Origin of the sequence: Colwellia sp. (assembly GCF_013215345.1) — a bacterium.
GTDB lineage: Bacteria > Pseudomonadota > Gammaproteobacteria > Enterobacterales > Alteromonadaceae > Colwellia.
The window spans coordinates 23,091-34,684 of the sequence record NZ_JABSOV010000022.1 but is presented as its reverse complement, the minus strand read 5'-3'; the positions used below and the strand labels follow the sequence as shown (position 1 = coordinate 34,684).

Below are 11,594 nucleotides of genomic sequence, written 5' to 3'. Positions count from 1 at the left end.
ATCTTGGTCATAGCCAAATAACCTCAAGTTTCGAAGTCACTTGGCTATGAAGTGTCGCTAGTAAGGGGAGAAACTACTAGCGACATATTGCTTTAACTTTTAATAGTCATGGCTTACTAAAAGTTAAAGCGAACACCTGCAACAAGTCTACGGCCATCGGCGTAATAACCGGTTAAGGCTTGTTCAACGCCTTTTTCTTGGTAACTAAAGGTTTTCTCATCGGTTAAGTTAATACCTTCAATAATAAAAGTAATGTTCTCATTAAGGTTATAAGAAAGGTTTGCATCGACTTGACCGTAGTCAGCAACATATCCCGGCCAGCCTTCGCCTGTGTCATAACCAGTACGGTAGTTATAAGATATTCGTCCACTAAAAGTGTCTGTTTCAAAATAACTACTTAAGTTAACGGTATGATCTGAGTTACCCGGGATAGTGACATTATTGCCTTCACTGTCTTTAGCTTCACCATCGACATAAGTGTAGTTAGCGGACCAGCCAAAGCCTTCATATAATTCTTGCTGGTAACCAAACTCTAGACCTTGAATAGTACCGCCTTTACCGTTGACTGGACGATTGATCAAAATCTCAACACCCTCGTGGGTCTCTAAGGTTGCTTGTGTATCAATAAATGATTGAATGTCTTTTAAGAAAACCACCGCTGAAACAATACCAGCATCACTAAAGTACCATTCTAGACCTAAGTCAAATTGCGTAGCACGGTATGGGTCGATGGCTGGATTACCACCAGTACCGGTTTGAGTTTCTTTGTTGTATGAGGTTGAAGACGTCATCTTGGCGTAATCAGGACGAGACATAACTCGAGCAGCACTCATTCGTAGTAATAAGTCTTCTTGTAAGTCAATCGCAAGGTTTAAACTCGGTAAAATATCAAAATAACTTGTCGACTCATTGGTCCAAATCTCACTGCCAGTCGCGCCAACATAAGCCGCAGAACTTTGATCGGTATAAACTAAACGTACACCAACGTTACCGCGTAATCCTTCAGAGTCTATGTCTGCTTTTATATATGCAGCGGTAATTTTTTCGCTGATATCAAAGGTACTCGCTTTAAGTAAGCGGTAATCCCACCCTAAGGCATCACCTTCACTACGGATTTTATTTGAATCGGTAATAGCATAATTTTTTAAAGTACCAGCGGAGCCTTGATCTGATAAAAAGTCACTCGGCATAGCTAGTGAATAATCAGCCAAGCTCCACCCTAAATTTTCACGGGCATCTGTGGTGTGTTTGGTATTAAAACGTGCGTGGTCACGATATTTAGCGCCAAATTTTATCGCGCTAAATGCACCAAGGTCGATATCGCGACCAAAATCTACTTGTACGTAACTTTCATCATCTTGTGCGTCATTACTGTCGTAGCGTAAAAAGTCTAACCCCCATTTACTGCCATCAGCTGGATCGGCGGCATAGCTAGTTTTTACATCTCTAGTATTCGAGGCATCATAGCTATGTACATAGTTTCCACCCCAGCCAACACTGCGATCAGCTTGAGAGCCACCGCTGCCTTCGGTATATCCAAAGTGAATGCTTGATGTCCAAACATCACCGTCATGGTCGACTTTTAAGTCATATGAGGTGGTTTTTAACTTTGAATTCCGTACTTTGGTTTCATCGAGAATATTGTTGCCATTAGGTGATAACCCTAATGTGCCACCAACAGCCATTGCACCGACTTGATCGTGTTCAATAATAGTAATATCGGTATATTGTGAACCGCCATAACCAGGTAACCATAAGAAGTTTTGGTTCTCATTATCCATTTTCATAGTGCTATTTAGCGCATTGAAAGTTATTTCTGTGCTATCAGTTGGGCGATATTGCAAAGTAAGGTTGCCGCCTGTACGAATACGTTCTTGGCTAAACATTGCGGAACCACCACCACCAGGGCTGTATACATCTTCATGGACAGTGCCATCAGCCATGGTTATGTCACGGTCTGTCCAACTCCATGCTTCAATACCATCACGACGCAAGTTACGCTCTTGGCGTACTAAAGAAATCAAAGCACCAAAAGTTTCATCGTCATTTTTCCAACTATATAAGGCTGAAAGCTGTGGATCTGTTTCTCCAGAAACATCAGAGTATTGCGCTAAAACAGAGCCAGCAAATTTGTTTGCCTCTAAATCAAGTGGCTTACGTGTTCTTACAATAACTGTACCGCCAATTGAGCCTTCATCGATATCAGCTTCCGGTGTTTTGTAAACCTCTAAGCCAGAAACAATTTCTGATGGCAGCATGGTGTAGTTAAAACCACGACTTGCCGCCGAATTGGTCCACCAGTCAGCTGAGGCAACTGCTTGACCATTAAGTAAAGTCCTGTTTTGGCTCTCGGTTGTGCCACGGATACTTACGCGCTCACCTTCACCAAAATTACGTGTAATTGATACGCCTGTTATACGCTGTAATGATTCTGCGACATTTTGGTCTGGGAATTTGCCAATGTCTTCTGCCGTTACTGCATCAACAATTGAGTTGGAATAGCGTTTTGTGTTTAATGATTTCACCACGCTGCCGCGAATGCCGCGAACTTGTATTACTTCAACTTCTTCAGTATTGGCTTGACTCTCTGTGGTTTCTTCGGCAAAAACCATGGTAGGACTTACTAGTAGACCAAGCACAAGTGCTGATTTTACTGCGTTATTCACCTTGCTAAATTTGTAGTTTTTCATTTTGTATTCCGCTTGTTATATTTTTTGTTCTCTTGATAGTTTTTCAAAGAGAGTTAAGCATAAATGATGACCTATACACTCCTTGCGACCTTTTTTGTTGCAGTCAAAACTCACGCAGATTCAGCAATATAGTTAGTACTAATTAGCAGTCTGTTTTGTATCAGTAAGGTTTTTGCTAATAAAAGCAACCACACCAGCTAACGTTTAACTGAAAAATAATTAACACAGGGCAGTTAAAGTTAGTGCAACGCCATTCATCTAAAGCTAAGCGGTTTGAAGAGTCTTGAATCGGTGTGAAAAGTTATGAAATGTGAGTTTGTGTTTGTTATTCCTTTGTTTTAAAAGGGAATAGTTTTATGTTTTTTTATGGGGGAGTTTTATTTATTTTACTATAATTGTAGTTTATGATAGTTGTGAAGCTGTTTTACTAATCAATACAGTGAATTTTTATGCAAAAAATAGCTGAGTTGATTAGATTTTAGCTGAGAGGTTAACCAGTTTTAGATATAGTCAACGGGTAAGGCTGTAGTGTATTTAATCTCTTCCATGGCGAAACTAGAACTAATATCAGAAAAGTCTACCTTGGTAATCAATTCTTTATAAAAGCGATCGTATGCTTTCATATCGGGCACAACTACGCGCAGCAAGTAATCAACATCGCCACTCATTCGATAGAACTCAACAATTTCAGGGAAATCCTGAGCAACCTTGGCAAAAGTGGCTAACCAAGCAGGATTATGCTGATTGGTTTTCACCATGACAAAAATAGACAGACCAACATTTAATTTTTCGGGATCTGCTAGCGCTACTCGGCCCTTAATTATGCCTGATTTTTCCATTGCTTGAATTCTACGCCAACAAGGGGTGGTCGATAGTCCAACTCGCTCTGCGATGTCACTCGTTGAAAGGGTACAGTCTTTTTGTAAAATACTAAGAATGTGCTTGTCAAAAGAATCCATTTTATTACCTATGACTATTGAATAGAATTTAAAACTAAATTTTCACTGGAATTTGGTATTGTATTTCTCCTTGTGGTGAATTGATAGTAAAATAGGCACAAATATTTCCCAATAAAGTGGAGGGATTAACTTATAGATTTAAAACATAATAATGACTTTGTTTATCGGGTGAATAAAAAGAAGGATTTGATATTAGTGACTTAGCTGAAAATCAGTAAACTCATTTAGTCTATGAACGTTGGCTGACGTGTTGAGTTTAAAGGGAAAAATAGAGTGAAAATTTTGGCTGATAATGCCGAACGTTACTTTAGTACCGATTTATTTTCTTAACCAAAATAAGCATCATATAAATACTTACGCTGTGGGAACACTGTATTATCTTTTAAAAGTTCCGATGGAATCATTCTGTTGTTATTATAGTTTTTACTAGAAAAGTGTAGCGATTTCACGAGTAGATTAATGATGAAGAGTTTTAAAAAATGGTGGCATAGCGATTGTGCTTTTTGTCGAAAGGTTAGGTTGCTATTCATCTGGCTTATACTAATGTTAATTATAGATTTATTTTTCTTTCAATTATTATTTTAGTGGCTAGTTAAGCCACTAAAATAATGGTGTTAAGTATAGGCTGAATATCATGGCAAACGGACTACTATGGAGTGATTCACAAGAAATTGCTTTGGATCTAATTGAGCAACATGATGATGTTGACCCGTTCAAATTACACTTTACTGAATTAAGGCAATGGGTACTTGCATTAGATCGTTTTGAAGATGATCCTGAACATTGCGGTGAACGAGTGCTTGAAGCCATTCAACTGGCTTGGATGGCCGAAGTTGATTAAATCACAGAAGCTAAACGCTAGTGTTAGTGATCTTTCAAAGAAAAGACCTTACTTTTATCATTAATAATTAGCTAATTTTTCATATAGTAGAATCGAAAGGTCTTTTTCAAATCTATTCCAAATCGATTCACGTAAATCCCCTATATTTTTAACAAATTCAATCATTCTCTTGCTTTGCAGCTGGATTAATATCATCTATACTTTGCTGAATTAATTTAGTAAATATTCATCATTCACCAAACATATAAGCAGTCAGTCAAATGCCCCAATCTAAACGCCCACTTTATATTCATTATGCAGGTCCTTCTTTATTAGAAACCCCTTTACTTAATAAAGGCAGTGCCTTTAGCAAAGAAGAGCGCGGTAGTTTCAACTTAACAGGGTTATTACCGCCACGCTTTGAGACCATTGATGAACAAGCTGCACGTGCTTATCGCCAGTACAGCTGCTTTAATAGTGATATTAACAAGCATATCTATTTACGTGCCATTCATGATAATAATGAAACTTTGTTTTTTAAATTAGTGCAAAATCACCTTGCCGATATGATGCCAATTATTTATACCCCGACAGTTGGCGATGCTTGTGAACAATTTTCTGATATTTATCGTAGCTCACGTGGTTTATTTATTTCTTACGAAGATAGATTCAATATTGATGATATGTTGCGTAATGCCACTAAAAATAAAGTAAAAGTGATTGTAGTTACCGATGGCGAACGCATTTTGGGCCTTGGCGACCAAGGTATCGGCGGTATGGGTATTCCTATTGGCAAGCTTTCTCTTTACACCGCTTGTGGTGGTATAAGTCCCGCCCATACTTTACCTGTGATGCTTGATGTTGGTACTAATAACCAGAAGTTATTAGACGATCCTATGTACATGGGCGCACGTCATAAACGTATCGACCAAGACTCATATGATGAATTTTTAGAGTTATTTATCAGCGCAGTTAAACGTCGCTGGCCGCAGGTTTTATTGCAGTTTGAAGATTTTGCTCAACCGAATGCCATGCCTTTATTACAGCGTTATAAAGATAGAATTTGTTGTTTTAATGACGATATTCAAGGAACGGCTGCCGTTACGGTCGGAACTTTACTTGCTGCCTGTCGTAGTACAGGATCTAAATTATCAGAGCAGAGCGTTGCTTTTGTTGGTGCTGGCTCAGCGGGTTGTGGTATTGCCGAACAAATTATCAGCCAGATGGTCAGTGAAGGCCTTTCCCCTGAAAAAGCGCGTAGCCAAGTATTTATGGTCGATAGATTTGGCTTGCTAACACAAGGTATGGCAAATCTTCGCGATTTCCAACAAAAATTAGTACAAAACAAGGACGCTCTTGCCTCTTGGGATATTACTGGCGAGTTTGCCTCACTTGTTGAAGTCATGCATGGCGCTAAACCTGATATTCTTATCGGTGTTTCAGGACAAGCAGGTTTGTTTACCGAAGAAGTTATTACCGCGATGAAATCTCATTGTGATAGACCAATTATCTTCCCGTTAAGTAACCCTTCACGTCAAGTAGAAGCAACTCCTAGTCAAGTAATTAATTGGACCAAAGGACAAGTTATTATTGCCACGGGTAGCCCATTTTCGCCGGTTGAATATCAAGGGAAAACTTTCCCTATTGCCCAGTGTAATAATAGTTATATCTTCCCAGGTATTGGCTTGGGTGTTGTTTCAGCAAATATCACACGTATTACCGATGATATGTTAAAAGTGGCCAGTGAAACCTTAGCGTCGGCTTCACCGCTAGCTAATAATGAATCGGATCAATTACTACCGCCGTTAACCGCCATTGCGCAATTAAGTAAAGACATTGCTTTTGCGATTGCGAAAGTTGCTTTTAAGCAAAACTTAGCCCTAGCTATGAGTGACGAAGAGTTACTTGCCAAAATAGAGCTAAGCTTCTGGAAACCGGTTTACCGCGAATATCGCCGGACTAGTGCTTAAGCCACAAAAACACTGTCAATTGGGACTAGCTAATTAAACTAATGATGTTGCTTTGACGCGATATCATTAGTTTTTTCGTCTACTTTCGTCTATAATGCGCCCAAATTTTTAGCCATTTAAATAAATGGCTAACGACATATTTAAATTTTCAACTTAAATTAATACAACTTAAAAGGGCTTATCATGGCTATCGAACGTACTTTTTCTATCGTAAAACCAGACGCAGTTGCTAAAAACTTCATCGGTCAAATCTACAATCGTTTTGAAACTGCTGGTTTAAAAATCGTTGCTTCTAAAATGATCCACTTAAGCAAAGAAAAAGCTGAAGGTTTCTACGCTGAACATAGCGAACGTCCTTTCTTTGGTGCTTTAGTTGAGTTCATGACTTCAGGTCCAGTTATGGTTCAAGTTTTAGAAGGCGAAAACGCTGTTCTTAAAAACCGTGAAATCATGGGTGCTACTAACCCAGCTGAAGCACTTGCTGGTACTATCCGTGCTGATCTTGCTGATAGCATCGACGAAAATGCTGCTCACGGTTCTGACGCTTTAGAATCTGCTGCACGTGAAATTGCTTACTTCTTCTCAGACGAAGAAGTTTGTTCACGTACTCGTTAATTCATTTTTAATTTTCGCAAAGCTCACGATTTCGTTGTCGGCTGTACTCATTGACTAGCGTCAACTCCGTGCAGCCTTCTAGAATTCATTTCGCTTGCTTTGCTTAAAGCATGAATTAAATTGAAAGGATTTTACTGAGTGTCAGTAAAATCCTTTTATTATTTTAAGTGGATTATAAATTCGCTTAAGATAACCAGTAAAATTGCGATTGTTGCTTGAAAAGTGTACAATGTGCGCCTTGTTTTTTAGGCTGCTTTATTGAGTAGTTTAATTTTAGTTATTGAGAGTTTGTTGTATGAGTGATGTAAACAGTAAAGTAAACCTACTTAATTTTGATCATAAAGGTATGCGTGAATACTTTGAATCTATTGGCGAAAAACCATTTAGGGCCGATCAAATGATGAAGTGGATTTATCACTTTGGCTACAGCGACTTTGAGCTAATGACCAATATCAATAAGAAGCTACGGGAAAAGTTACAGCGCAATTGTGTGATAACAGCCCCTGAAATTTCTGAAAAACAAGTGTCAGTTGACGGAACTATTAAATATTCGTTAAGACTTGAGGGCGGTCAAGAAATTGAAACTGTTTGGATCCCTGAAAATGATCGTGCCACCTTGTGTGTCTCGTCTCAAGTTGGCTGTGCATTAGAATGTACTTTCTGTGCTACCGCTCAACAAGGCTTCAATCGCAATTTATCTATGGCTGAAATTATTGGCCAAGTGTGGCGTGTTGCCAATGATATCGGTGCAACCCGTATTGCCGGTACTCGTCCAATAACCAACATTGTCATGATGGGCATGGGGGAACCGCTATTAAATATGAAAAATTTAATACCTGCGCTTGATACCATGTTGAACGATTTAGGCTATGGTTTGTCCAAACGTCGAGTAACGGTAAGTACCTCTGGTGTAGTGCCAGCATTAGACATGCTTAAAGAAAAAATTGATTGTGCCTTAGCTATCTCTATTCATGCGCCAAATAATAAGTTGCGTGATGAGTTAGTGCCAATCAATAAAAAATATCCATTGGAAGATTTTCTTGCCGCAGCCGGACGCTATATAGATGGCTCAAAAGCAAACAAAGAAGCAACCATAGAATACGTTATGCTTGATCATGTTAATGACAGTACCGATCAAGCACACGAGCTGGCACATGCTTTAAAAGGTTTACCAAGTAAGATCAATTTGATCCCTTTTAATCCTTATCCAGGTTCACCATATAAACGTTCAAGTAATTCTCGAATTGATCGTTTTGATAAAGTATTACAAAGCTATGGCTTAACGGTAATTACTAGGCGTACTCGTGGTGGTGATATTGATGCTGCTTGTGGTCAATTGGCCGGTGATGTTATAGATAGAACTAAACGTAGTGCATTTATTAGCGCAAAGAATGCTGCAAAAAACGTTGAAATAAGTTCATTGAAAGATCAGCCTAAAACTGACACTATCTCTATCAAATCAATCTAAGCATTAGCGCACTGTTTTTATAGTGAAAAATACTTGAAATTTCATTAATTATGTTACCGCTTCAAATTTACCAGAAGCAATAACAATAGATGGTCATGAACAAGGTAATCGATTGAGCAATAGCCGGCCATTGACACTGAAAAAACAATGGTTTTGGTTAGATAACTATTTGAAAATACTCACTGAGTAGTGACATTGGTACAATAATTAGAGGCGATTAATACATTGCATATTATGGATAAAGCTATGGCTAAATATATTTTTCCGACACTTTTGACTGCGCTTTTAATATCGCTGTTAAGTGGTTGTGTTACCCAGAGCTTTGAAAATAATGAACCTATTGTAAAAAACCAAGCTAGTCGTGATGAAATGGCGGCAACCCGTATTGCTTTAGGGCTAGGCTACCTAAAAATGGGCGACATGTCCCAAGCTAAGCTCAATTTAGAAAAAGCGAAAGGTTTTTCTCCAAACTTAGTACAAGTGCATACGGCATTTGCTCACTATTATGAAACAGTAGGTGAAAGTGAACTTGCTATTGGCTCATTTGAACGAGCTTTATCAATTAAAGCAGACAGTGCAGATACCTTAAATAACTATGGGGTGTTTTTATGTCGACAAGATAAACTTGCCGATGCCGAAGTTCAGTTTTTAAAAGCGATTGCTGTGCCTAGTTATATCTTGGTTTCACAAAGCTATGAAAACCTTGCCTCCTGTTATTTAGAAAATGATGACTTTGAAAAAGCGGAAATATATTTGAATAAGGCTATATTCCATAGCCCAAATCGAACAAGAACTTTATTGCAAATGGTTCGCATGCAATATGCCATGACCGATTACCAAGAAGCTAAGCGTTTTTTACATAAATTTGAACGACACACTCGGCGCTTTACTGCCGACTCATTAGCACTAGCCTATAAATTATATTGGAAATTAGGCCAGCGTCGCACGGCAACAAATTACGCGAATATGTTAGTGAAAATGTACCCTCAATCATGGGAAGGTAAGCAATACCTACTCAATGACTTAGAATTTATTGAAGCGGATGATTTAGCGCGAAAATACCAAGTAAGTCAAAGAGAAAAAAATCGTTTATCACCCAGCAGTAATAAACGTGTGGTAAAACTTTCTCCTAGAAAAGTAAATAATTCGCCCTATACCACTAGTGTTAAAACAGCTAGTCCTGCTAAAAGTAGTAATGAACTCCCTGAGGTCGCTAAAATAGCGAAAGTGCCAACAGCATCAGTAACAGCTACAACGGCAATGACATCTTCGCCGGTAGTGGTAGCTACACCTGCAGTGGCCGCTATGCCTATAGTAACAACTGCGCCACAGCTGGCCACAAGTGCAACACAAGCTGTACTTGGCTCAGGAACCGCTTTGCTCTCTGCTACGGTAGCGGGTACGGTTGCCGCGACAAGTATGCCAATAACTAACAGCACAGTAGTTAAAACTGACATCACAGCAACTGACACAACATTAACGAATGCTGAAGAAATTAATACTATCAGCAAAGAAGTCGTAGACCTTGAGACAACGGCTACATCAGTAGTGGCAATAAGCGCAGTAGTTACTCAACCAGTACCAGCTACAATTGAACCGACTTCTACTAAGCCTATACCCGCAAAACGTGATGTGCCTTTACCTGAAGCCTTACCGGAAAACGTTGAAGCAGAAACTCTCGTTGCTGAAATGGAAACGCCTGAAACTGATGTTATTAAAGCACAAGCTAATGTTGAAGAGGGGCTACTAACGACAGCTGATCCAGTGTTAGCCGCAGCTTCAGTATCAAGCGTTATTTTGGCCGAAGCTTTGGTCAATGATATTGAAACAGTTGCTGTCCAAGATGCTTTGCATACAGTAAGTCCAGGTGAGAACCTTTACAATATTTCGGTAAAATATAACGTCAAGTTAAAAGCATTACGTAAGTGGAATCATATCTCCGAAAAAAATAAAATCCGTATAGGCGATAAGCTTTATGTGGTTGACCCTCAAACAGTGAAAAATATTAATGATTAATGATCTAGCTCCGACTGGAAAACCAGATAAAGAACAACAAAGCACTATCACCGAACAAATGACTGAACAAGTTACCGAACTGAGTGAAGACATGGAAATGGTAAGTCCAGGAGCCATGTTACGTGAAGCTCGAAAAGCGCTATCTCTCTCTCAAGAACATATATCCAGTAAACTGAACTTTAAGGTCGATTTGGTTAACGATATTGAAAACGATATTTTTTCGCCATCAACGCCGGTTACTTTCATCCGCGGCTATCTAGTTAATTATGCTAAATTAGTTGCTGTTGAAGTAGAAGATATCTTGGCAAGCTATGATGCATTAGATGCCGCCAGTATTCAGCGCAGTGAAATGTTGAGTTTTTCGAATGAAACTACTAAACAAGCTGAGCACAGTCGTGTTATGTGGTTAAGCTACCTTATCGTCGCTGTTTTAGTGGGATTAACCGTTTTATGGTGGCAGCAAGAGAGTAGCCAGCAAGCGGCTAACTCTGTGAGTATCACTGCTGACTCTCAAGCGGTTAACGTTGAAAAAATTAGCGATGAACAAGCCGCTACTGCTGTTGTACCGGGCTCTTTAAGTGATGATACTGCTTCAGTTGCTAATGACGTTCAAATTATTGGACAGAAGAGTGAAAATGAGACCTTAAACAGTGCTGCAGTTTCTGAAATCCCAGCTGTCTCGCCTGAGCTAATCGTCAGTGAAACGCCTCAGCCACAGGTGCCAGAGATAAGTACCGCGGTGTTTACTTTTAAAGGAGATTGCTGGGTCAACATTTATGATGCTACCGGTGAACGTATTGCCTGGGGTGTTAAAAAGGCAGGTTATGTAATGACCATTGAAGGTAAAGCGCCACTAAGTATTACCGTAGGTAAACCTGAGTTAACCAGTATTGTTTTTAACGGCAAGCCAATAGATATGTCAGCGTTTGATGATGGTAATATTGCTAAATTTAAATTACCTATCATTGCTGAGTAAGCATTGCTGAATAGGTGCTGTTGACTAATTATTAGCACTTGCTTTTGAGTTAAGTAACTCCCTTTATATAAAGAAAAATT

General features: G+C 39.2%; 8 protein-coding genes. 6 read left to right on the top strand and 2 right to left on the bottom strand.

From position 1 onward, the window contains the following. Positions 1–116: 116 nt before the first annotated feature. Both HRT50_RS04920 and HRT50_RS04915 read right to left on the bottom strand, forming a co-directional pair. A complete protein-coding gene (locus tag HRT50_RS04920; protein WP_291611937.1) occupies positions 117–2,690 on the bottom strand; it encodes a TonB-dependent receptor in 2,574 nt (857 codons plus the stop codon). A gap of 500 nt (positions 2,691–3,190) precedes the next feature. Further along, a complete protein-coding gene (locus HRT50_RS04915) occupies positions 3,191–3,649 on the bottom strand; it encodes an Lrp/AsnC family transcriptional regulator (protein WP_291611935.1) in 459 nt (152 codons plus the stop codon). Positions 3,650–4,283: 634 nt separating this feature from the next. Between HRT50_RS04915 and iscX the strand changes: the two genes are divergently transcribed. The 6 genes from iscX to HRT50_RS04885 all read left to right on the top strand — a co-directional run bounded on the left by iscX (position 4,284) and on the right by HRT50_RS04885 (position 11,514). Further along, positions 4,284–4,490, top strand: coding sequence for a Fe-S cluster assembly protein IscX (iscX, locus tag HRT50_RS04910; protein ID WP_291611933.1), 207 nt, complete (start codon positions 4,284–4,286; stop codon positions 4,488–4,490). Positions 4,491–4,750: 260 nt separating this feature from the next. Beyond that, the gene (locus tag HRT50_RS04905; protein ID WP_291611931.1) at positions 4,751–6,439 is read left to right on the top strand and encodes an NAD-dependent malic enzyme; all 1,689 of its coding nucleotides are present in this window, start codon (positions 4,751–4,753) and stop codon (positions 6,437–6,439) included. Positions 6,440–6,622: 183 nt separating this feature from the next. Continuing rightward, entirely contained in the window at positions 6,623–7,054 is a 432-nt protein-coding gene (gene ndk / locus HRT50_RS04900) for a nucleoside-diphosphate kinase (protein WP_291611929.1), read from the top strand. Between the two features lie 295 nt (positions 7,055–7,349). Next, the gene (locus HRT50_RS04895) at positions 7,350–8,522 is read left to right on the top strand and encodes a bifunctional tRNA (adenosine(37)-C2)-methyltransferase TrmG/ribosomal RNA large subunit methyltransferase RlmN (RefSeq protein WP_291611927.1); all 1,173 of its coding nucleotides are present in this window, start codon (positions 7,350–7,352) and stop codon (positions 8,520–8,522) included. A 246-nt stretch (positions 8,523–8,768) separates the two neighbouring features. Then, complete coding sequence (gene pilW / locus HRT50_RS04890; protein WP_291611924.1) at positions 8,769–10,538, top strand: type IV pilus biogenesis/stability protein PilW; 1,770 nt, start codon at positions 8,769–8,771, stop codon at positions 10,536–10,538. Further along, positions 10,531–11,514 carry a RodZ domain-containing protein gene (locus tag HRT50_RS04885; RefSeq protein WP_291611922.1) on the top strand — a complete coding sequence of 328 codons (984 nt, stop codon included), beginning with the start codon at positions 10,531–10,533 and terminating at the stop codon, positions 11,512–11,514. The genes pilW and HRT50_RS04885 overlap by 8 nt, the downstream gene beginning before the upstream one ends. The last annotated feature ends 80 nt before the right edge of the window (positions 11,515–11,594 follow it).

Coding starts and splice junctions, on each gene's coding strand:
- HRT50_RS04920 (WP_291611937.1), bottom strand. CDS start 2,690: ATGAAAAACTACAAATTTAGCAAGGTGAATAACGCAGTAAAATCAGCA.
- HRT50_RS04915 (WP_291611935.1), bottom strand. CDS start 3,649: ATGGATTCTTTTGACAAGCACATTCTTAGTATTTTACAAAAAGACTGT.
- iscX (WP_291611933.1), top strand. CDS start 4,284: ATGGCAAACGGACTACTATGGAGTGATTCACAAGAAATTGCTTTGGAT.
- HRT50_RS04905 (WP_291611931.1), top strand. CDS start 4,751: ATGCCCCAATCTAAACGCCCACTTTATATTCATTATGCAGGTCCTTCT.
- ndk (WP_291611929.1), top strand. CDS start 6,623: ATGGCTATCGAACGTACTTTTTCTATCGTAAAACCAGACGCAGTTGCT.
- HRT50_RS04895 (WP_291611927.1), top strand. CDS start 7,350: ATGAGTGATGTAAACAGTAAAGTAAACCTACTTAATTTTGATCATAAA.
- pilW (WP_291611924.1), top strand. CDS start 8,769: ATGGCTAAATATATTTTTCCGACACTTTTGACTGCGCTTTTAATATCG.
- HRT50_RS04885 (WP_291611922.1), top strand. CDS start 10,531: ATGATTAATGATCTAGCTCCGACTGGAAAACCAGATAAAGAACAACAA.